Raw genomic sequence first — 24,059 nt, forward strand, 5'->3', positions numbered from 1 at the left:
TCTCCCGGCCACCAGCGGGGGCACGATCTTTTTTCAGACCTCGAAGGTCTGGGGGCACGAGTGCTCACCCACCGGCAGCTACCACACCGAGCCTGCCTCACGACCAGCCCGTAACCCTCATTAGGGGGCACGGTGGCCGCCTACTCCACCTTCGACCAGCTCCAGCGCAAGGTCGTCAGCCGGGTCAGCGCGCTCGTCATGGCGGCGCAGAACCAGCGCGCCGAGTACGAGCAGTTCCTGATGACCGTGGCGCGGGCCGCGCCGCTGGGGCCGCACGTCCGGCGCGTCACCTTCCACGCGCCCGAGTTCCGGGACTGGGCCACCAGCGGCCCCGACGAGTACTTCGGCCTGCTCATCCCGCCCCCGGGCGCCGCCGAGGTCACCCTGCCCAGCCCCGGCCGGATCAACGTCCGCGCCGCCCTCCAGCGGCTGCCCGCCCACGCCCGGCCCGATCTGCGCTGGTACACGGTGCGCGCGCTGCGCGGCCGGGACGCCGAGATCGACGTCGACTTCGTGCTGCACGACGGCACCCACGGCCCGGGTTCGACCTGGGCGCGCACCGCCGAGCCGGGCGCGGTTGTCGGCTTCCGCGCGTGCGGGTCGGCCTATCGTGGACAACCCGCGCCGAGTTCGCAGCTCCTCGTCGCCGACGAGACGGCGCTGCCCGCGCTGTCGGCGATCCTGGAGTCGCTGCCCGCCGACGCCGGGCACGTCCAGGCGATCGCGGAGGTACCGGACGAGAGCTACGAGCTGCCGATCGGGAGCGCCGTGCCGGTCGAGTTCGTCCACCGGGGCACCGCCGCGCCGGGGTCGCTTGTGCTCGCGGCCGCCCGGATCGCCGACCTGGACTACGCCTGGGTCTGCGGCGAGTCGGGCATGGCCACGGCGATCCGCGGGCACCTGGTCAGACAGGGCGTGGACCGCAGGCGCGTGCTGTTCTCCGGCTACTGGCGGCGGAGGAGAGCCTGAGTGCGGCGGCGCGCCGCGGGCACGATCAGCGGCGTGCCCGTCTCCGGGTCGGGGAGCACCCGGCACGCCAGCCCGAACACGTCCTCGACCAGGTCCGCGGTCACCACGTCGGCCGGTCGGCCCTCGGCGGCCACCGCTCCCCCGGCCCGCATCGCCACCAGGTGCGTGGCGTACCGGCACGCCTGGTTGAGGTCGTGCAGCACGGCCACGAGCGTGTGCCCGGCGCGTTCGTGCAGGTCGGCGCACAGGTCGAGCACCTCGACCTGGTGCGCGATGTCCAGGAACGTGGTCGGCTCGTCGAGCAGCAGGATCGAGGTCTGCTGCGCCAGCGCCATCGCCAGCCACACGCGCTGGCGCTGGCCGCCGGACAGCTCGTCCACCAGGCGCGGCGCCAGGTCCAGCACACCGGTCAGCCGCATCGAGTCGATGACGATCCGCTCGTCCGCCACCGACCACTGCCGCAGCAGCCGCTGGTGCGGGTAGCGGCCCCGCGCGACGAGGTCGGCGACGGTGATGGCACCGGGCGCGATCGAGGTCTGCGGCAGCAGGCCGAGCCTGCGGGCGACTTCCTTGGCGCGGTAGGACGAGATCAGCTCGCCGTCGAGGTACACCGCGCCCGTGACAGGTTTGATCATCCGGGCCAGCGCCTTGAGCAGCGTCGACTTGCCGCACGCGTTCGGCCCGACGACCACGGTGAACGACCCGTCCGGGATGCGCACGCCCAGTTCGGTGGCGACCGTGCGTTCGTCGTAGGCCAGGGTCAGGTTCTCGGCCCGCAACCGGGTCATCGCGCCACGTCCTCTCGGATGCGCCGACGGGCAGGCAGCAGCCACGCCAGGTACAGGCCGCCGACCGCCCCGGTGGCGATGCCCACCGGGAGCTGCGACGACGGGAATGCCCGCTGCACCAAGACATCGCTCGACAGCAGCAGCAATCCGCCCACGAGCCCGGCGGTGAGCAGACCGGGTCCGGCGGACCGGGTCAGCGCGCGGGCCACCGGCGGGGCGGCGAGCGCGACGAACGAGATCGGCCCGGTCACCGCCGTCGCCACCGAGGCGAGCCCCACGCTGATCGCGATGAACCCGAAGCGGGTCAGCGCGACCGGCACCCCGAGCGCGCGCGCCGCGTCGTCGCCCAGTTCCAGCAGCGACAGCGCCCGCGCGCCGCCGACCGCCAGGGGGACCAGCACCGCCGTGGTGAGGCCGATCGCCGCCACGTGGTCCCAGCCGCGCAGGTTCAGGCTGCCGGTGAGCCACGCCTGCGCCTCCAGCGCGTCGTACAGGCTCGCGCGGGTGACCAGGTAGTAGTTGAACGCCAGCAGCATCGCCGAGCTTCCGATACCCACCAGGACGAACCGAAACCCTTGCACACCAAGGCGAAACACCAGCGCGTACATGACCGCCGCCGTCGCGACGCCGCCGACGAACGCGCCGACGGCCGTGTCGGCGAGCCCGCCGCCGACTACGATGATCGAGATGAGCGCGCCGGTCGCCGCGCCGGTGGTGAACCCGAGGAAGTCGGGGCTGCCCAACACGTTGCGGGTCAGGCTCTGCAGAACGGCGCCGCTGACGGCGAGTGCCGCGCCGACGAGGATCGCGGTGAGCACCCGGGGCAGTCTCAGCCGCAGGACGACCACATCGGTGACGGGCGTTCCATTGCCGGACAACGCCTTCACCACGTCCCAGACGGGCAGCCGGACCGCGCCGGTCGTCATCGCGAACACCGCGACGACGAGGATGGCGACCGCCGTGCCCAGCCCCACGACGACCGCGCGGGGGTCGACGCGCGCCGAGAGCCCGCCGCGCGTACGCACGACGCGGCCTTGGAAGACGGCCCCGGTCATGCCTGAGCCAGCCGTTTGCGCAGACACAGCGCGATGAACACGGGCGCGCCGAGGAACGCGGTCACGATGCCGACCTGCAGTTCGGCGGGCGGGATCACCAGCCGCCCCAGCACATCGGCGCCCAGCAGCAGGATCGGCGCCAGCACCGCCGAGTACGGCAGCACCCACCGCTGGTCCGGTCCGACGAGCAGCCGGGCGACGTGCGGCACCACCAGGCCGACGAAGATCAGCGGGCCTGCGGCGGCGGTGGCCGCTCCACAAAGGACGGTCAACGCGACCGCGCCGAGCACGCGGGTCCTGACCACGTGCACCCCGAGCGCGCGGCCGGTCTCGTCGCCGAGCGCCAAGGCGTTGAACGGGCGCGCGAGCAGCAGGGCGAGCACGAGCGCGGGCACGATGAACGGGACCACGGCGACCAGCACCTCGACCTGCCTGCCTGCGAGCGAGCCCACGTTCCAGAACCGAAACTGGTTGAACGCCGCCGGGTCGAGCAGCAGCACGGCGGAGTTGAACGCGAGCAGCACGGCGGTGACGGCGGCGCCCGCGAGCACCAGGCGGTCGGGCGTCACCACACCCCGCCCCGCCGTGCCGAGCACCGACACGACGACCGCCGCGACGAGCGCCCCCGCCATCGCGAACCACACGTGGGCGACCACGCCCGACGCGCCGAGGAACGCGATGGCCACGACGATGGCCGTCGATGAGCCCATGGTCACGCCGAGCAGCCCGGGATCGGCCAGCGGGTTGCGGGTCAGCGCCTGCATGACCGCGCCCGAGAGCCCCAGGGCCACGCCGACGAGGATACCGAGCAGTGCCCGCGGGACCCGCACGTCGCGGATGGTCACGGCCTCGGTCGAGCCGTCGTCGCCGAGCAGGATGCGCACCGTGGAGAGGAACGGGATGTCCTTGAGGCCGATCCCGACGCTGATCACGAGCACGAGTGCGAGCACCGCGACCGCGACCACCAGACCCGCTGCCCGTTGGCGCGCCGGGTGCCGCGCCGATCGTCCGTCCACCATGGACTCAGCCGCCCGTTCTGGGGTCGGCCACGGCCGCGCGGAGGATGTCGAGCAGGTCGGCGACCAGCCGATCCGCCGTGCTGCGGTCGAATCGGTCGGTGGCGTAGTCGAGGTGACAGGGCACGGGCAGCGGTCCTCGCGGTTCGTAGCAGCTCAGGGTCAACTCCGCCCGCGTGACACCGGTTGGCAGCGCGTCGATCCGGCCGCCGGGTAGCTGGGCCAGCACGGCCTGCTCGTGGTGCACGAGCATGACCTGTGGATCGGGGAGGCCGAGGGCGTCGAGCACGTCGTCCAGCGGCACGTCCGCGCGGTCGAGCGCGTCGAGGGTGTGCGCCCGCGCCCGCATCAGCAGTTCCACAAAGGACGGTTCGCCGGACAGGTCGGCGCGCAGCAGGATCGCCCCCGCGAAGCAGCCCACCAGGTCCACAAGGGACTCGTCGGCCCGGCCCGCGACCAGGGTGCCGATCGGCAGGTCGGTACCCGCGCCGGACCGGGCCAGCAGGGTGGCGAACGCGGTGTGCAGCACCATGAACAGGCTGGTGCCGGTCCACGCGGTCAGGGCGACGATGCCCTGATGCAGCTCGGCGTCGAGCACGAAGTCGACCGTGTCGCCGCGGTGGCTCGGGTGCGCCGGGCGGGGGCGGTCGGCGGGCAGCGCCAACTCGGCCGGGACGTCGCGCAGGACTTCGCGCCACCGGTCGAGCTGCCGGGCGTGCCTGCTGTGCGGATCGTCCGGGTCGCCCAGCACCTCGCGCGCCCACCGCGTGTAGTCGGCGTAGTCGACCGGCAACGGCGTCCAGTCGGGCGCGGCACCGGCCGAGCGGGCCGTGTAGGCCGCGCCGAGATCCCGGATCAGCGGCACGACCGACCATTCGTCCACGCCGAGGTAGCCCAGCGCCAGCACCAGGGTGTCGTCGGCGGTCAACCAGGCCCGCAACGGCGGCGTGGCAGCGAAATCCGGGACCTCGCGGACCAGCGTGGCCGGATCGGCACCGGGTCTTCCGACAAGCTCGGGCGGTGGCAGGAGTTCCTGGTACACCTGCCCGTCGCGCTCGACGAACACCGTGCGCAGCGGTTCGTGCCTGCCGACGACGTCGGACAGTGCCGCCGCCAGCGCCGCGCGGTCGAATCCCTTGGGCAAGCGCAGCACCAGCGAGTGGTCGTACCCGGGCCGGTCGCGGTGCCAGGACCAGTGCTTGCGCTGCGCGGGCGCGATCGGCAGCGGGGACAACCGCGCCGCCGGGACGAGAGCGGGCCTGCTCGCGCTCGCGTCGGCCAGCTTCGCCGCCAGCCCGGCCACCGTCGGCGCGTCGAACACGTCGCGCACGCTCAGGTCGACACCGAACACCGACCGGACCCGGCCCAGCAGCCGCATCGACGCCATCGAGTGCCCGCCGAGGTCGAAGAAGTTGTCCCGCACGCCCACCGCGGGCAGCCCGAGGATCTCCGCGAACAGTTCGGCGAGGGCCGTCTGCTCGGCGGTGGCCGGGCGCGCGTCGCCGGCCAAGGCCGCCCAGTCCGGCCGGGGCAGGGCCCTGTGGTCCAGCTTCCCGTTGGGCGTCAAGGGAAGCGGGCCGTCGAGCGGCACGACCAGCGCGGGCACCATGTAGTCCGGCAGGGTGTCGGCGACCTGCGCGCGCAGCGCCGCCGGGTCGACCCGCTCCCCCGCCGCGGCCACGACGTAGCCGACCAGCCGGGTGATGTCACCCTCCACATCGGACAGCACGGCAGCCTGCGCCACCGTCGGGTGCCCGCTGAGCGTGGCGGCGATCTCGCCGAGTTCGACCCGGAACCCCCGGATCTTGACCTGGGTGTCGGCGCGGCCGAGGAAATCGAGGTTGCCGTCGGCCAGCCACCGCGCCCGGTCGCCCGTGCGGTACATCCGCGCACCGGGCGGGCCGAACGGGTTGGCCACGAACCGTTCCGCGGTGAGCGGGTGCTTGCCGAGATAGCCGCGGGCGAGGCCGCGGCCCGCGACGTACAGCTCGCCCGCGATCCCGGGCGGCACCGGCCGCAGCGCGGTGTCGAGCACGTAGCACCGGGTGTTCGGGTCGGGCCCGCCGATCGGCACGGCGCCGGTCCAGCCCGCGCGGGCAGGCCAGAGCGTCGAGTTCACGGTCGCCTCGGTGAGGCCGTACGCGGCGATCAGGTTCAGCCTGCCCGCCCACCGGCCGATCACGTCCGGCGGCACGGTCTCGGTGCCGACCAGGATCGTCGAGCCCGCGGGCAGTTCGCAGTCCGGCGGCAGCGCCGAGACCAGCGACGGCGGCAGGATCATGTGCGTGATCTCCCGCTCCCGCAGGAAGTCCGTGAGCGCCGGTCCCGCGACCCGCACCGAGTCCGGCGCGAACACCAGCCTGCCGCCGACGCACACGGCCATCGTCAGCTCGAACACGGCGACGTCGAACCCGACCGACGCGAACTGCAGCACGTGGCTGTCCGGGGTCAGTCCCATCCGGTCGATCGCGGTGGCGGCCAGGCTCGCGATGCCGTCATGCGGCACCACAACGCCTTTGGGCGTACCGGTCGAGCCGGAGGTGTAGATCACGTACGCCGCCTGGTCCAGCGCGGGCGGCGCGAGTCCGATCGGAGAGCGGTCGGTGACCTCGACGGTGTCCTCGACCAGGACCCGCCGCACACCCTCCACTTCGGACACTTTGGCCGCCTCACCCGCCGTGGCGAGCAGCACCCGGGCACCGGAATCAGTTATCAGGTAAGCGATCCGGTCGGCCGGGTGCGACAAGTCGAGCGGCAGACAGGCCGCACCGAGCTTGAGTACCGCGAGGATCGCGGCGACCATCGCGGCGGAGCGCGGCACGGCGATGGCAACGACGTCCTCCGGCCCGACACCGTGCCCGCGCAGGACCCGCGCGAGCCGGTTGGACTCGCCGTCGAGTTCGGCGTAGTCGACCTCGCCCGCCGCGTCGACCACGGCCACCTTGTCCGGCCCGGCGGCGACGCACCGGGCGAACAGCGCGGGCAACGACTCCTCGACCACCGCCCGGTCAGTGGCGTTGAAGCCGGTCACGACCTGGGCCCGCTCGTGCCCGGTGAGCACGTCGGGCAGGCTGACCGGCCGCGTCGGGTCGGCGGCGAGGGTGTCGAGCAGCCGCGCGAGCCGCTCCCCGAACGACACGACGGTGGCCCGGTCGAACAGGTCGGCGGCGTACTCCAGCCGACCCACCACCCGCCCGGTGTCCAGGTGGTCGGTGAAGCTGAACACCAGGTCGAACTTGGCCGTGCTCGCGGCGAGCGGCTCCCACTGCCCCGTGAGGCCGGGCAACCCGGGCCCGTCGCCGCCGCGGCTGTGGTAGCCGACCATCACCTGGAACAGCGGATTGCGCGCGGCGGACCGGCTCGGGTTGAGTCGCTCCACAATGGACTCGAACGGCACGTCCGCGTGCGCGAACGCGGCGAGGGCGGTTTCGCGCACCCGCCCGACCAGCTCGACGAACGTCGGGTCGCCGGAGACGTCGGTGCGCAGCACGAGCGTGTTGACGAAGAACCCGACCAGCTCGTCGAGCGCTTCGTCGGTGCGCCCGGCGATCGGCGTGCCCAACGGCAGGTCGTTGCCCGCGCCGAGCCGGTGCAACAGTGCGGCGACAGCGGCGTGCAGCACCATGAACATGCTCGCGCCGGTGTCCTGCGCGAGGGCCCGCAGGCGTTTGGCGACGTCGGCGTCGAGGTCGATCTCCACCTCGCCGCCAGCGAACGTGGGCCGCGCCGGGCGTGGCCGGTCGATCGGCAGCTCCAGTTCGTCCGGCGCGCCCGCCAGCGCGCCGTGCCAGTAGTCGAGCTGCCGCGCGGCGATCGAGCGCGGGGCCGCCGGGTCGCCCAGCCACCGCCGCTGCCAGAGCGCGTAATCGGCGTACTGCACGGGAAGTGGCCGCCACGCGGGCGCCCGGCCGTCGAGCCGGGCCGCGTAGGCGTCGCCAAGGTCCCGCAGGAACGGCAGATCCGACCATTCGTCGGTCGCGATGTGGTGCAGCACCAGCGCGAACACGTGCTCCCCCGGTCCGACTGCGGCGATGGTGACGCGCAGCGGCAGGTCGGCGGCGAGGTCGAAGGGGCGGTCCACGGCGGCGAATACCGCGCCCGCGTGCTCGACCACCTCGATCACCGGGCGCGCGCCCGGCAGCACCCGCTGGAACGGATGGCCGTCCCGCTCACCGAACACCGTGCGCAGCACCTCGTGCCTGCCGACCACATCGTGGACGGCCGCGCTGAACGCGGCGATGTCCAGGTCGCCGTGCAACCGCAGCGTCAGCGGGTAGTTGTAGGCCGACGACGCGGGCTCGGCGCGCTGGAGCACCCAGAGCCGCTGCTGGGCAAAGGAAAGCGGCAGCTCGTCTGGTCGCGGCAGCGCGACCAGTGGCGGCCGGGTGCCGGTGCCGCGAGACTCGGTGCGCGCGGCCAGTTCGGCGACCGTCGGCGCCTCGAACAGATCGCGGATCGACAGCTCGGTGTCCAGCGCGGTCCTGGCCCGGCTGACCAGCCGGGTGGCGAGCAGGGAGTGCCCGCCGAGGTCGAAGAAGTCGTCGTCCACCCCGACCTCGGCGACGCCGAGCACGTCGGCGAACAGCCCGCACAGCACCACTTCGCGAGCCGTGCCGGGTGCTCGGCGCTCCCCGAGCGCCACGACCTCCGCCTTCGGCAAGGCGCGGACATCGAGCTTTCCGTTGACGGTCAACGGAAGCCGATCAACCGGCAGGATCACGGCCGGGACCAGGTAGTCCGGCAGCACCGACTTCAAGTGCGCGCGCAGGCCGGTGTCCTCGGCCCCCGTCCAGACGACGTAGGCGACGAGCCGCTTCGCCCCGGACGGCCCGTCGGCGACCACGGCCGCGTGCGCGACGGCCGGGTGCGCGCTGATCGCGGCCGCCACCTCGCCTGGTTCGACCCGGTGGCCCCGAATCTTCACCTGGTCGTCGGTGCGGCCGAGGAAGTCGAGGATGCCGTCGGCGCGGGCGCGCACGAGGTCGCCCGTGCGGTACATCCGCTGCCCCGGCGCGCCGAACGGGTCCGCGACGAACCGGTGCGCGGTGAGCCCGGACTGGCGGTGGTAGCCGCGGGCGAGGCCGATCCCGCCGACGTAGAGCTCGCCGGGCGACCCGGGTGGCGCCGGGCGCAGGTACGCGTCGAGCACATAGGCCCTGGTGTTCAGGATCGGCCTGCCGACCGCGGGCGTCGTACTGTCCTCAGTGGACGCGCCGAGCGTGTTGATGGTGTACTCGGTCGGCCCGTAGAGGTTGTAGCCGTAGGTGCCCTCGGTGTCGCGCAGTCGCGTCCACACCGCCTCGGACACGGCCTCGCCGCCGAGCAGCACCAGCGCCGGCACGGGCCCGTCGAGCAGGCCCTCCTCGATGAGCAGGTGCGCATAGGTCGGGGTCACGTTGACCACGTCGATCGCGTGCTCGTCGCAGTAGGCGACCAGGGCCTCCGCGTCGCGGCGCAACTGCTCGTCGCAGAGGTGCACCTCGTGCCCCTCGACCAGCCAGAGCAACTCCTCCCACGACATGTCGAAGGCGAACGACACGGTGTGCGCGATCCGCAGCCTGCGCCCGCCCGCCAGCGCGACGGCGGGCGCGAAGACCTCCCGCTGGTGGTTGATCTGCATGTTGGTGAGCCCGCGATACGGGGTGACCACACCCTTGGGCTTGCCGGTCGAGCCGGAGGTGTAGATCACGTAGGCGGGGTGGTCCAGGCTGAACCGCTTGCCGGAACCAGTGCCCGGCAATGCTTCCAGCCAGGCGAGCACATCGGGGTCGTCGAGGCATACCGTCGGCGCGGTGAACGACGGCGCCACCGCGACTGTCGACAGTAGACAGATGGGCTCGGTGTCCTCGATCATCGAGTGCAGCCGGTCGACCGGGTGGTCGAGGTCCAGCGGGAGATACGCCGCACCCGTACGGAGCACGGCGAACAGGGCGACCACCATCTCGATGGACCGGGGCAGCGCCAGCGCGACCACCCGCTCCGGCCCGGCGCCGTGCGACCGCAGCAGCCGCGCGAGCTGGTTGACGCGCACGTCCAACTCGGCGTAAGTGAGCCGCCGATGGCCGAAGACCAGCGCTGTCGCGTCCGGGGTGCGCGCGGTCTGGGCGGCCAGCAGGTCGGCGACCGTGTCCTCGATAACGGGGTGCGCGCTCGCGTCCCACTCGGCGGTTAGCAGACGGCTTTCCTTGGGCAGCAACAGGTCCAGCCTGCCCACGGTGGCATCGGGGTCGGCCATGAGCCGTCCGGCGAGCACCGTGAACCGGGCGAGCAACGCCGCCGCGGTCGCGGGGTCGACCAGGTCCGGCCGGTGTTCGAGGCGGACTTTCAGCCGGGTGCCGGGGGTGACCACGAGCGTCAGTGGGTAGTGCGTCGCGTCGGTCCCGCGGCCCGCGGTGATACCGTGCCGCGCCATCACCTCGGCCGCGGCGTCCGCGTCGGCGAAGTTCTGCAACACGTACAGGGTGTCGAACAGCGTGCTGTGCCCGGATTCCCGTTGCAGCTCGCCGAGACCGAGATAGTCGTGCGGCATCAGCGTGGTGCGCTCGGTCTGGATCCGGTGCAGCAGCCCGGCGACCGACTCGCGCGGATCGAGCGCGACGCGCACGGGCACGGTGTTGAGGAACATGCCGATGACGCTCTCGACGCCTGGGATCGACGCGGGTCTGCCGACCACAGTGGACCCGAAGACCACGTCGTCGCGACCGACAGCGCTCGCCAACACCAGCGCCCACGCGGCGTTGAGCACGGTGTTGAGCGTGACCCCCGCGCGCCGGGCGCCCGACCGCAGCGCGTCGGACTCCCCGGCGCCCAGCTCGACCGTGTGTCGTTCGGGGATGACCGGGTGCGTGCCGCGGTCGGCGGGCGCGACGAGCGTCGGCTCGGCGAGACCGGACAACGCCGTGCGCCACGCGGACTTGGCGGCCGTGGCGTCCTGATCGGCAAGCCAGGCGAGGTAATCCCGGTAGGAGCCGGGCCGGGGCAGGTCGCGGTCGTCGCCCGCGCGCTCGTAGAGGGCGAAGAGTTGCTCGGTGAAGATCCCCGCGGACCAGCCGTCCCACAGCACGAGGTGGTGGCTGACCACCAACCAGTCGCGGTCCGCGCCCAGGCGCAGCAGCATCAGTCTGCACAGCGGCGGGGCTTCGAGGTCGAAGCGGGCCTTGCGGTCGGCGGCGAGCAGGGCGTCGACCTCCGCCCGCTGGTCGGCGGCGTCGAGCGCGGTGAGGTCGATCTCCGTGATCGGCAGCACCGGGTCGGCCGCGATGAACTGCACCGGCCTGCCCAGCCCGTCGCTGGTGAAACCCGCGCGGATGCTCGGGTGTCGGCGCAGCAGCACCGCGCACGCCACCCGCAGCCGGTCGACGTCGAGCCCGCGATCGAACTCGAAGGTGTCCTGGGCGGTGTAGACATCGAGATCGCCCGCGTCGTAACCCGCGTGGAAGTACAAGCCTTCCTGCAGTGGCGACAGCGGCCAGATGTCGTCCAGCGGCACCGGACTGCGTCGCTCGACCCGGTCGATCTCGGCTTGGGTCAGCGTGATCGTGGTGAGGCCCGATGGCGTCAGGCACTTGCGGCCCGCGACGGAACTCAACTCCCGCAGGGCGTCCAGCCACGCCTGGCCCAGTTCCCGGATGTCCATTTCGGACAGACCGGTGGTCCAGGTGAAGGTCGCACCGAGCGCCGGACCGGCGGGGGTGTCGTCGCAGATCGCGTCGACCTGGAGCAGGTACGGCAAGGCCATGCCCGCGTCGGGCGCGACCGACAGGGCGTCCGACTCCGGCGCGGGCGCCCAGTCCGCGGCGTGGCCCGCGCCGAACCGGCCGTAGTAGTGGAACAGCACCTGGGGCCGCGGCAGCCGGGCGAGCACGGGCGCCGTCTGCGCGTTGAGGTGGCGCAGCATGCCGTGGCCGATCCCGCCGTCCGGCGCGGCCCGCAGCCGCTCCTTGACCGCCTTGAGTGTGTCAAGTGGACTCTGGGCGGCCCCCAGGCGCACGGGGTGGACGCTGGTGAACCAGCCGACTGTCCGCGAGAGGTCGAGGTCGAGGCCGAGGTCCACGCGCCCGTGGCGTTCGAGGTCGATGAGCAGGTCGCCGTTCTCCGGGCGCCAGGTGGTCACCGCGAGCCGCAGTGCGGCCACCAGCACATCGGTGACGTCGCCGTCGACTGTCGCGGGCACCGCACCGAGCAGCGGTATTGTGTCCTCAATAGACAGTTGGACGAGGTGCTGTCGGGCATCACCGACCGTGCCTGGCGTCGTCCACCCGGGTACCAGTTCTGCTTCTGGAGCAAGGGTTTCCACCCACTGTGCCAGCTCGGCGAGGCGGTGCGGCGCGGACGCCTGCTCGGCCACCGCCCGCGCGAACCGCCGCAACGACGTCGGTACCGGGTCGAGGACGACCGGGCGGCCTGCCGCCGCCGCGGGCCAGCCCTGGGCGAGGTCGCCGAGCAGGATCCGCCACGACACACCGTCGACCACGAGGTGGTGCGCGGCGAGCAGCAGCCTGCCGGGCCGCTCGCCCGCGTCGAACCACACCGCCTGCAGCATCGTGCCCGCCTCGGGTGCCAGCCTGCCGGTCGCCGCGTCCGACTCGGCGGCGATCACCGCCCGCAGCGCGGCGTCGTCCATGCCGGTCGCGTCCACCCGGCGCAGCAGGTCGGCGGCGGCGGCCTGCTCGGTCCGCACCGACCACAGGATCGGCGCGATCCTGGTCAGTACCAGGCGAAGCCCGTCGTGCCGGTCGAGTACGGCCCGCACCAGCGCGGCCACCTGATCCCGCGTCGCGTGGGCGGGTGACTGGACGAGGACGCTGAGCGAGAACCGGTCGATCGGGCCGCCGTCCTCGCGGAGCTGGTGCACGATCGGCAGCGCAGGCAGGTCGCCGACGCCATCGGCGTCGGCCACCGGCAGGGCGGGCTCGACGGTTCCGCAGGCAGCCGCGAGCGCGGCGGGCGACCGGTGCGCGAAGACGTCGCGCGGGCTGAGGTCGAGCCCGGCCTTGCGGGCGCGGCTGGACACCGTGATCGACAGGATGCTGTCCCCGCCGAGCATGAAGAAGTCGTCGTCAGGCGCCACAGTCGGCAGTCCCAGCACCTCGGCGAAGACTCCACAAAGGACACTCTCGTGGCCGGTCGCCTCCCTGGTGACGACAGCCACGGTCGGCTCGGGCAGCGCCGAGCGGTCGAGTTTTCCGTTGGGCAGTAGTGGGAAGCTGTCCAGCACGACGAAAACCGAGGGCACCATCGCCGAGGGCAGCACCGCCGTGGCCGCGGCGCGCAGCCCGGACGGCGTGTGCCCCGACGCGCCGACGACATACGCGACGAGCCGGTCCGCGCGCACGGTCACTGCCACCCGCGCGACGCCCGCCAGTCCGGCCAGTCGCGCCTCGACCTCGCCGAGTTCGACCCGGTTGCCGCGAATCTTCACCTGCTGGTCGGTGCGGCCGAGGTAGGTCAGCGCGCCGTCCGCGGCGCGCGACACCAGATCGCCCGTGCGGTACATGCGCCCACCCGTGACCGGGTCGGCGACGAACCGCTCGGCGGTCGGCGCGGGCCTGCCGTGGTAGCCCCTGGCGAGTTGGACGCCCGCGATGTACAGCTCGCCCGGCACGCCGACCGGCACCGGCCGCAAGGCCGTGTCCAGCACGTGCAGCCGGGTGTGCCACACCGGGGAGCCGATCGGCACAGTCGGTGCGGGCGCACCGGAGTAGGCGTACGCGCTCACCCCGACCGCGGCCTCGGTCGGCCCGTACAGGTTGTGCAGCGGGACTCCCGTCGCCGCAGCCCACCGGGCCGCGAGGTCGCCCGTGAGCGCCTCCCCGCCGCTGAACACCGTCCGCAGGCTCGCCGCCCAGCCGGGCTCCTCGACCGCGTCGAGGAACGCGGCCAGCATCGACGGAACGAACTCGACCACGGTGACCCGCTGTTCGGCGATCAGCCGCGCGAGGTAGCGCGGATCGCGGTGGCCGTCCGGCTTGGCGATGACGACCGTCGCGCCTTCGCTGAGTGCCCAGAACAGCTCCCACACCGAGACGTCGAAGCTCGTGGATGCCTTGTGCAGCGCGCGATCGCCCGGATTGCTGCCGAAGTGGCCGGTCATCCAGGCGAGCTGGTTGACGATCGCGCGGTGGGTCACCACGACGCCCTTCGGCGTGCCGGTGGACCCCGAGGTGTAGATCAGGTACGCGGCGTTGTCCACTGTCGCATGTGGACCATCCTGATCGGACACGTCCGCGGTCCGGCCGACGACGATCCGTTCCAGGTCGCCGCCGACGGTTAAGCCGGGCACGGTGACGACGAGCCGCGCGCCGGAGTCGGCGAGCATGAACGCCTGTCGGGCGGGCGGGTAGTCCAGGTCGATCGGCAGGTATGCCGCGCCCGCCTTGAGCACCCCGAGCAGGGCGGCCACCAGCTCGAACGACCGGGGCACCGCGACGGCGACGATGTCGTCCGGGCGTACGCCCCGCGCCAGTACCTGGCGGGCCACGACCGCGGCCCGCGCGTCGAGTTCGGCGTAGCTCAGCGACACCCCGTCAAAGATCACGGCGACCGCGTCCGGGGTCGCGTCGACGTGCGCCTCGAAGGCGTCCACCAGCGTCCCGGCTGCCACGTCGGGCGTCGCGCCGGTCAGGTACGCCGCCGCGATGTCAGTGTCCACAGCGGACATCAGCGGGACCGTCGCCACCGGCCTGGCCGGGTCGTCCGCCAACGCGATGAGCAGCAGCGTGAGCTGCGCGGAGATCGTCGCCACGGTCGCGGCGGGCAACCGGGCGGGGTCGTATTCCAGGCACAGCGGGAGATCCCCGCCCGGCAGCGCGGTCAGCGTGAGCGGGTAGTGGGTGGAGTCGGCCACGTCGACGTCGGCCACGCGCAGGGCGCCCGAGGTCAGCGCGGCCACGTCGAGCGGGTAGTTCTCGACGACGACGAGGGTGTCGAACAGCTCACCGAGCCCGGCGGCCCGCTGCACCTGCCCCAACGCCGCGTGCTGGTGGTCAAGCAGCGCGGCCTGGTCGGCCTGCACCGTGCCGAACACGTCGGCCAGCCGATCGGCGGTGCGGGTCCGCACCCGCACCGGCAAGGTGTTGATGAACAGTCCCACCAACGACTCCATGCCCTCGACCGGCACCGATCGCCCGGAGACCGTACTGCCGAAGACCACGTCGGCCCGCCCGGTCGCGGCGCTCAACACGAGCCCCCACAGGCCGTGTACCACCGTGCTCATCGTCAAGCCGGACGCGCGGGCCCACGCCCGTACCGCCGGGCCGACGCCTTCGGGCACCTCGACAGTCAGCTTCACCAGGTCCGCGGAAACCGGGCCAGGGGTCGCGATCCGGGTGGGCTCGGTGAGGCCGTCGAGCGCCGCCGCCCACGCCGCGCTGGTCGCGTCCGCGTCGCACTGGGCGAGCCAGGCCAGGTAGTCGCGGTAGGGGGTGACCGGCGGCAGCGCGCGGCCGTCGTGCAGGGCGAGCAGGTCGCGCAGCATGACCGGCACCGACCAGCCGTCGGACACGATGTGGTGCAGCGTAAGGACAAGCGCGCACTGGTCCGTGGCCCACCGCACCAGGGCGGCGCGCAGCAGCGGCGGATTGGCGAGGTCGAATCGGTGCGCGCGTTCCTCGGCGGCGACGGCGTGCACCCGGTCGCCCTCGATCACGCGCCACGGCACCCGCACGTCGCGGGCGATCACCTGGACGAGCCTGCCGTCGTCGTACCGCCGGAACCCCGCCCGCAGCGGCGCGTGCCGCTCGACAAGCCCGCGTACGGCCAACCGCAGCGCCGCCACGTCGACGGGCCCGGCCAGTTCCACGACCTGCTGCACGGTGTAGGAGTCCGTGTCGTCGGCCACCGCGTGGAAGTACATGCCTTGCTGTAACGGCGAAACCGGCAGTACATCGTCCACTGTGGCCAGTGCGTCGATCTCGCGCTGATCGGTCCGCACGAGCGGGAAGTCCGATGGCGTATGGCCGCCCGCGCCGTCGGCCCTCGCGTGCGCGGCGACCCCGCGCAGCGCCGCCAGCCACAACCGGCCCAGGTCGGCCACCCGTTGCTCGGTGAGCACGCCGGCAGGCCAGGACAAGGTGGTCCGCAGCCTGCCGTCGAACACGACGGCGTTCAGTTCGACGGCGTGGCGCAGCGGCATGCTCGGATCGGCGCCTGCCGACAACGCGGTGAGGTCCGGCTCCCAGTCGTTCTCGCCGCCGCCGAAGCGGCCGAGGTAGTTGAACAGGAACTGCGGCTGCCCGCGCAGGCCGTCCTGCTCCGCGCCGAGGTAGCGCAGGATGCCGAATCCGATCCCACTGTCTGGAGTGGACCGTAGGTGCTCCTTGACCCGCTTGACCGCGCGGCCGACGGCGACGCCGCCCGCCGCGATCTCGGCCCAGTCGACCGCACCCGCGTCCAGCCGCACGGGGAACAGACTGGTGAACCACCCCACGGTGCGCGACAGGTCGGCGTCGCCGAGGTCCGCACGGCCGTGACCCTCCAGGTCCACCAGCACCGACGGTCCAGGCCGCCACCGCGCCACCGCCAGCGCGAACGCGGTGAGCAGGATGTCGTTGGCCGTGCCGTGAAACATCGCCGGGGCCGCGAGCAGCGCCGCGGTGTCCGTTGTGGACAGTTCAACGGTGATCGAGCGCGCTGTCGCGGCGAGGTCCACGGTCGGGTCGAGCGGCCGCGACCCGACCGGTGGCTCGGTGCCGTCGAGGACAGCGCGCCACACGGGCAGTTCGTCGGCCCGGGTCGGCGCGGACTCCCGCAGCAGGTGGGACCAGCGGCGGGCGGATGTGCCGACCGGCGCCAACCGTGGCGGCCTGCCCGCGGTGATGTCCGACCACGCCTGCGCCAGGTCCGCGTGCAGGATTCGCCACGAGACCCCGTCGACCACAAGGTGGTGCGCGACAAGCAGGAGACGCCGATCCCCTGGCCACCACGCGGCCCGCAGCAGCACTCCGGCGGCGGGCGCGAGTCTGTCCACAGTGGCCGCGAGCACGGCGGCGTGGTCGCCGGACACGACCTCGATCAGGTCGGCGGCGTCGACCGTGCCCGGCGCGGGCACGTCGAGCGCGAAGTCGTCGCGCACCCGCGCGCGCAGCACGTCGTGCCGATCGAGCACCGCCCGCAGGATCGCAGTCAACCCCGGCAGGTCCAGTTCGGCGGGCGTCCGAACCGTTGTCGCCTGGTGGAAGCGGTCGATGGACGCGCTGTTCACCTCGCGCAACCACGCCGCGATCGGCGTCGGGGCAACGACTCCGACGCCGGAGTCCGGCGCCATCGGCGCGGCCACTCGCGCGGACGCCGCCAGCCCGGCCGCCGTGGGGTGTGTGAACACGTCGCGCGCGGTGATCGTCAGGCCGGCCTGCCGGGCGCGGTTGACCAACTGGATCGCGACGATGCTGTCGCCGCCCAACTCGAAGAAGCTGTCGTGCACGCCCGCGCGGGCCAGGCCGAGCAGGTCCGCGATTAGTCGGGCCAGCACCCGCTCGGCCTCGGTGCGCGGGCCCGCGTCGCCTGCCGCGGCCGTCCAGTCCGGCTCGGGCAGGGCCGCGGTGTCGGTCTTGCCGTTCGGGGTCAAGGGAAAGACGTCGACCACGACCACGGTGCTCGGCACCAAGTACTCGGGCAGCCGGTCTGCCACGAACGAGCGCACGGTGCCCGCGTCGACCCGGGCGCCGGTCACGTAGCCGACCAGGCGCTTGGCGCGGCGGTGGTCGGTCCGCACCACCACTACCGCCTGCGTGACATCCGGGTGCGCGACCAGCGCGCTCTCGACCTCGCCCGGCTCGATGCGGTGCCCGCGGATCTTCACCTGCTGGTCGGTCCGGCCCAGGAAGTCGATCGTCCCGTCCGCCCGCCGGCGGGCGCGATCGCCGGTCCGGTACATCCGGGCCCCGGGGCAGGCGAACGGATCGGCGACGAACCGCTCGGCGGTCAGGCCGGGCCGCCCGTGGTAACCACGCGCGAGACCGCGGCCACCGACGTACAACTCCCCCACAGCACCGATTTCGACCGGGTGCAGCGCGGAATCCAGGATGTGGCACCGGGTGTTGGGGTCGGGCACGCCGATCGGCACCGGCCCCTGCCAGTCCGGCCGCGCGTGCCACAGGGTCGAGTTGACCGTCGCCTCGGTGAGCCCGTAGGCGGCCACCACCCGCAGCCGCCCCGACCAGCGCGTGATCAACTCCGGGGGCACCGTCTCGGTGCCGACGACGAGCACCGCGCCCTCGGGCAGATCGCAGCCCGCGGGCAGCGCCGCGACCACCGACGGCGGCAAGATCATGTGGGTCGCGCCGGTTTCGGTGATGTAGTCGGTCAGTGCGCGGTCCGCGACCCGACGCTCGGCGGGCACCACGATCACCCGGCCGCCGACCCCCAGCGACATGCACAGGTCCCACACGGCCACGTCGAACCCGACCGACGCGAACTGCACCACGCGACTCTCGGCGGTCACCCCCAGCCGGTCGACGGCGGTGGCGATCAGGCTGCCGATGCCCTCGTGGGTCACCACGACGCCCTTGGGCCTGCCGGTCGACCCGGAGGTGTAGATCACGTACGCGGCGTCGTGCAGACTCGGTGTCGGCAAAGACTTTCCGGTGTCCACGGACTCGGCCTGGTCGAGCAGCAGCAGGGCGGTGCCGGGCGGCGCGGGGACCTCGGCGGCCAGTTCGGCCGTCGAGACCACCCACCGGACACCCGCGTCGCACATCATGTCCGCGACGCGGTCCCGCGGGTGGTCCAGATCCAGCGGCAGGTAGGCCGCGCCCGCCTTGAGCACCGCGAGCAGGGTCGCCACCAGCTCGATCGACCGCGGCAGCGCGACCGCCACAAAGTCCTGTGTGGACACTCCACGGCCTGCCAGTACCCTGGCCAGCCGCGTCGCGCGGTCGTCGAGTTCGGCGTAGGTCAACGACTCCGACTCGCACACGACCGCGACGGCGTCCGGGCGTTCGCGCACCTGACGGTCGAACGCCGCGGGCCAAGTGAGTTCGTCCACCACGCGGTCGTCCCGCCCGAACTCGTCCAGCAGCCGCGTCCGCTCGGCGGGCGACACCAACTCGATCGCGGCGACGGCCTCGTCGGGCCGTTCGACCAGCGCGGCCAGGACCCGCTCGAACGCGGCGACGTGCCGGTCGAGATCGGCCGCGGTACAGCCGGCCTCGTCAGCCTCGAAATCCAGCCGCGTCCGCAGTCCGTCCGGGGTGTCATGGGCAGTGACGGACAGGTCGTTGACCGGCCCGGTCCAGAGCGGAACGATGGACAGGGCGTGGTCGCCGAACCGCATGGGCGGGAAGTACGGCAGAATGTTCACCGACGGCCCGACCAGGTGATGGAACCTGTCGGCGGCCAGGCTCCGCGCGACCTGCTCACCGCAGAATCGACCGTGCGCCACCGCTTCGCGGACCCGCCGCACGGTGTGCTCAAGCACTTCCGCCGAGGTGGCGTCGCGACGGACGGTCAGCCGCAGCGGGAGCACGGTGGAGAACATCCCCGGAATGCCGCGCAGCGCGGCGTCCTTCCGCGCGGAGAACGGCAGCCCGAGCACCAGGTCGCCCGCCCCCGTCCGGCGGTGGGTGTAGATCGCCGTCGCGGCCACGAGCAGCCGCGACGCCCGGGTTCCCGCGGCGTCGGCGGCCGAGCGCAGCAGGCGCGTCCGTTCGGCCGAAAGCATCAGGGTTCGCCGCACGGTCGTCGTGCTCGACGCGCCGTCCGACTCGACCAACCGTACGGGTTCCGGGCGGTCGGCCAGCCGGTCAGTCCAATATGTACTGTCTACTTCGTACTCGGCGGACGCCCGATACGCGGCCTCGCTGTCGGGCAACGCGGTCCGCGGCCACCGCACCTCGCCGTCGCCGCCCGCGTAGAGGTGCTCGGCCCGCTCCGAGAGCAGCAGCAGGCCGAAGCCGTCGATCAGCAGGTGGTGGTAGCGCTGGAACCACAGCACCCGGTCGTCGGACAGCCGGATGATCGCCTGGGTGAACAGCGGGCCTGCCCCGAGATCGGACACCCGCGCCCGGTCGGCCGCCATCCAGACCCGCGCCGCGGCATCTGGATCGGCAGTGTCGCGCAGGTCGAGCACCGACAGCTCCCAGTCGGCAGCCGACGGGAATTGTCGAGGCGCCCCTTGGCTTTCGCCGAACACCACGTGCAGGCACTCGGCCTCGTCGACCGCCCGGCGCACCGCGGCGGCCAGCCGGTCGACGTCGATCGGCGCGCTGTCGCGGGTGATCTCCAGATAGGCGGCGATGTTGTAGATCGTGCTCTCGGGATCGATGTGCTGCGCGAGCCACACGCCCGCCTGGGCGCCGGTCAGCGCGAGACCACCGCTGTGGGGGTTCACCCTTGCGATTCCTCTGCTGTTGCGGGGTTACTTGACGATCTTGGCGAGCAGGGGGACCAGGTTGTCGATCGCGAACGGGATGCTGAGCACCGTGTTGAACGAGATAGCCGCGCCCACCGGCGGTTCCGCGTACGGGACGAACAGGTCGCGCCCCTCGGCGGCCACCTTCAGCCGCGCGTAGAGCGGGTCGGCCCGCACCCGCTGCTCGGCCCCGGCGTCGGAGACCAGCCATACCAGAGTGTCCACATCGAACAGATCGAGGCCCTCGGAGCCGACGTCGATGATGTTCTGGGCCTGGGGATAGGCGGCGATCCGGGCGGGCACGGTGAACCCGATCTCGGTCAGGAACGTCGTCTTGGGATCGTGGCCCGCGAACGCCGAGTACGTGCCGGGCTGATAGCTGTCGGCCACGACCACGTTCTTGCCCGCGAACCCCGGATTGTCCTTGCGCACCTGCGCGAACTTGTCCGCGATGCCCGTGATCAGCGCCTCGGCTTCGCCCGCCTTGCCCATCGCCTTGCCCACGGCCCGGGTCATGTCCTGCCACGGCGCCGCGTAGTCCTCGAACCCCACCGGCTGCGCGACGACGGGGAACAGTCTCGACAGCGTGTCGTACTGTTCCTTGTTCATGCCGCTGTACTGGGCGACGATCAGGTCCGGGTTGAGCGCGATGATCTTCTCGACGTCGAAGTCGTCCCGCTCGCCGACGATCTCCGGCTGAGTCTGCCCCCACTTCGCCTGCTGCCAGGGGAAAACGCCGAACGGCCGCTCCTTGAACCAGTCCACCGCGCCGATCGGCTGCACCCCGAGCGCCAGCACGATCTCGTGGTCGGACAGGCCGAGGGTGACGATCCGGTCGGCCTTGCGCACCTCGGTGGTGCCGTACTTGTGCGTCACCTGAACCGGGAACACCGCCCCCGCCGCCGCGGGCTGCCCGGTGTTCGCCGTCGACGCCTCGCCGCCGCAGGCCGTCAGCAGCAGCCCGGTGGCCACCACGGCCGCCAGGGCGCGTAAGTGCCCGGCGGCGCTGAGCTTGGACTTGGTAGACATCTGGCTCCCTTCACCGTCACGACCATCAGTCGCGAGTTAGGGTAGCCTATGCTTATTAGGGTGTCCTAAGCCAGGGGAACCGCGGCGGCGACGCCGAGCCGGTCAGTGACCGCGGAACCGCGGGGTGCGGCGCGCGGCCACCTCGGTCAGGCCGGTCCACGCGTCCTCGGTGCGGGCGGTTCGGGCGATCGCCCGGGCCTCCTGCTCAAGCTGCGCTTCCAGCGGTTGCTCCCAAGTGGACAGCAGCAGGTTCTTGATCTCCCCGAACGCCCGCGTCGGCCCCTGCGCCAACTCGGCCGCCAGGTCCCACGCCGTCGACGGCAAGTCCGCGTCATCCACCACGTCGGTCAGCAGGCCGCGGTCGTTGGCCTCGTCGGCGGTCCAGTTCTGATTGCGCATCAGGAACTCCGCGGTCCGGCGCACGCCGATGCGGCGGGGCAGGAACACCGAACCCGCGCCGTCGCACGACAGGCCGATGCCGGTGTAGCCGGCGTAGAACCGGGCCGACCGCGCGGCGAGGCAGAAGTCGGCGGCGGCGGAGAGGACGACTCCCCCGCCGACTGCCAGGGCATGCACGGCGACCACGACCGGGGCGTCCATTCGGGCGAACCGGGAGATGGCCGAATGCAGGCCCACCGTGCCGGTCTTCATGAACAGGCCGAGTCCGTCGCGGTCGCGGGTCATCGACTTGACGTCGCCGCCGACGCTGAAGAAGGGGCCTGCGGCGTCGATCAGGACCGCGCGGACCGCGCGGTTCTCGTCGCACTCGGCGGCGGCGTGGCTCAGTTCGGCGCAAAGCCGCAGATCGAAGGGGTTTCCGCGCTCGGGCTGGTTCAGGGTGAGGTGGGCCACGCCGTCGCGCAGGTCGAGGGTGATGGCTTCGGTCATGTTTCCGTGCCTTCCACGATGATCAGAACCTGTCCGGTGTCGACCTGGTCGCCCGGGCCGACGGGGACCTCGGTGACGGTTCCGGCCGCGGGCGCGAGGATGGTGTGCTCCATCTTCATCGCCTCCAGCACCACCAGAGCCTGGCCCGCCCGCACGACCGCGCCCGGCTCGGCCAGCACCCCGACGACCGCGCCGGGCATCGGCGCGACCAGGGAACCCGCGTGCCGCGCGGCGGACGCGTCCGGGAACCTCGACAGCTCGGCCAACGCGGTCGAGCCCAGTGAACTATCCACATAGGACACACCGGCGACCTGGTGCACCGCGATCACCCGACGCACGCCGTCGACTTCCAGGTCGACCTGGTCGGGCGCCGCCGAGAGCAGTCGCACGGCGGGCAGTTCGGCGCCGTCGACCTCGATCGTCAGGCCGCGGTGGGTGAACCGGTACGCCACCTCCACAGTGCCGCCACCGCACGCATACGAGACGCGCCGCGGGATCCCGGCGACGTTGCGCCACCCGGACGGCAGCGTGCCGAGCACCCGCGCGGCGGCCCGGTGACCGGCCTGCGCGGCCAGCGCCGCGGCCGCCGCGTGCACCTCGACGGCGCGCGACGGCGCGAGGGTGGCCGGGTCATGCCGGGTGAGGTAGCCGGTGTCGGTGCGGCCCGCGCGGAAGTCCGGCTCGCGCAGGATGCCCACGAGCAGGTCGCGGTTGGTCGTGACGCCGTGCAGGTGCGCGCCGTCCAGCGCCCGGGCCAGCAGTCGGGCCGCGTCGGCGCGGGTCGGGCCGTGCGCGATCACCTTGGCCAGCATCGGGTCGTACGCGGTGCCGACAACCGACCCGTCGACCACCCCGCTGTCGACCCGGATGCCGGGCAGGGCCGGAATGCGGAACCGGTGCAGGGTGCCGGTCGCGGGCAGGAACCCGGCCGCGACGTCCTCGGCGTAGAGCCGGACCTCGATGGCGTGCCCGTCGATCCGGGCCCCGGTGACCGAGGGCGGCAGCGGTTCCCCTTGCGCCACCAGCAGTTGCAGCTCGACCAGGTCCAGGCCGGTGACCAGTTCGGTGACCGGGTGCTCGACCTGCAGGCGGGTGTTGACCTCCAGGAAGTGGAACGCGCCCGCGGCGTCGAGGATGAACTCGACCGTCCCAGCGCCGATGTAGCCGATGGCCTTGCCCGCGGCGACGGCGGCGGCACCGAGTTCGGCGCGCAGCGCGCTGTCGACCGCGGGCGAGGGCGCCTCCTCCACGATCTTCTGATAGCGGCGCTGGATCGAGCACTCCCGCTCGAACAGGTGCACCACGTTTCCCTGGCTGTCGCCGAATATCTGCACCTCGACGTGCCGGGGATCGACCACGAACCGCTCCAGGAAGACCGTGCCGTCGCCGAACGCCGACGCGGCCTCCCGGCGGGCGCCGTCGACGGCGTCGGCCAGTTCGGCCGGGGTGTGCACGACGCGCATCCCGCGGCCGCCACCGCCGAACGCGGCCTTGACCAGTACCGGGAACCCGACGCCCGCGGCCGCCGCGGCGAGATCGGTCTTGTCGGTGACGGTCGCGCCGGGCAGCACGGGCACGCCCGCCGCCGCCATCAGCGCCTTGGCCTCCACTTTGGACCCCATCGAGGCGATGGCCTCGGGCGACGGACCGACGAAGACCAGCCCCGCCTCGGCGCACGCCCGGGCGAACTCGGCGTTCTCGGACAGGAATCCGTACCCGGGGTGGACCGCGTCGGCGCCGGTCGCCACCGCCGCGGCGATGATCAGGTCGCCGCGCAGATAGGTGTCCGCGGGCGCGGCGCCGGGCAGCCGGACGGCCTCGTCGGCGAGTGTCGCGAAGGGAGCGTCGACGTCGGGGTCGGAGAACACCGCGACAGTGGCGATGCCGAGCGCGTGCGCGGTCCGCATGACCCGTGCGGCGATCTCACCGCGGTTGGCCACGAGCAGTTTCTGGATGGCCATGTCCC

General features: G+C 72.7%; 8 protein-coding genes. 1 reads left to right on the forward strand and 7 read right to left on the reverse strand.

The features are described 5' to 3' along the window. Positions 1-132 precede the first annotated feature (132 nt). Positions 133-969: a siderophore-interacting protein gene (locus ACT4N7_RS26970; RefSeq protein WP_444831672.1), complete on the forward strand. Its 837-nt coding sequence runs from the start codon at positions 133-135 to the stop codon at positions 967-969. On the opposite strand, the gene ACT4N7_RS26975 is transcribed toward ACT4N7_RS26970, so the two are convergent. The 7 genes from ACT4N7_RS26975 to ACT4N7_RS27005 all read right to left on the reverse strand — a co-directional run bounded on the left by ACT4N7_RS26975 (position 945) and on the right by ACT4N7_RS27005 (position 24,054). After that, complete coding sequence (locus ACT4N7_RS26975; protein ID WP_444831673.1) at positions 945-1,757, reverse strand: ABC transporter ATP-binding protein; 813 nt, start codon at positions 1,755-1,757, stop codon at positions 945-947. The genes ACT4N7_RS26970 and ACT4N7_RS26975 overlap by 25 nt on opposite strands. Beyond that, positions 1,754-2,812 carry a FecCD family ABC transporter permease gene (locus tag ACT4N7_RS26980; protein WP_444831674.1) on the reverse strand — a complete coding sequence of 353 codons (1,059 nt, stop codon included), beginning with the start codon at positions 2,810-2,812 and terminating at the stop codon, positions 1,754-1,756. Before ACT4N7_RS26980 ends, ACT4N7_RS26975 begins: the two co-directional genes overlap by 4 nt. Continuing rightward, complete coding sequence (locus ACT4N7_RS26985) at positions 2,809-3,831, reverse strand: FecCD family ABC transporter permease (protein ID WP_444831675.1); 1,023 nt, start codon at positions 3,829-3,831, stop codon at positions 2,809-2,811. The genes ACT4N7_RS26980 and ACT4N7_RS26985 overlap by 4 nt, the downstream gene beginning before the upstream one ends. Before the next feature lie 4 nt (positions 3,832-3,835). After that, complete coding sequence (locus ACT4N7_RS26990; protein ID WP_444831676.1) at positions 3,836-20,155, reverse strand: amino acid adenylation domain-containing protein; 16,320 nt, start codon at positions 20,153-20,155, stop codon at positions 3,836-3,838. A 27-nt stretch (positions 20,156-20,182) separates the two neighbouring features. Continuing rightward, positions 20,183-21,205: an iron-siderophore ABC transporter substrate-binding protein gene (locus ACT4N7_RS26995; protein ID WP_444831677.1), complete on the reverse strand. Its 1,023-nt coding sequence runs from the start codon at positions 21,203-21,205 to the stop codon at positions 20,183-20,185. Positions 21,206-21,307: 102 nt separating this feature from the next. Further along, positions 21,308-22,093, reverse strand: coding sequence for an enoyl-CoA hydratase/isomerase family protein (locus ACT4N7_RS27000; protein ID WP_444831678.1), 786 nt, complete (start codon positions 22,091-22,093; stop codon positions 21,308-21,310). Continuing rightward, entirely contained in the window at positions 22,090-24,054 is a 1,965-nt protein-coding gene (locus tag ACT4N7_RS27005; protein WP_444831679.1) for an ATP-binding protein, read from the reverse strand. Before ACT4N7_RS27005 ends, ACT4N7_RS27000 begins: the two co-directional genes overlap by 4 nt. Positions 24,055-24,059 lie beyond the last annotated feature (5 nt).

Source organism: Actinokineospora sp., from assembly GCF_052390155.1.
GTDB lineage: Bacteria > Actinomycetota > Actinomycetes > Mycobacteriales > Pseudonocardiaceae > Actinokineospora.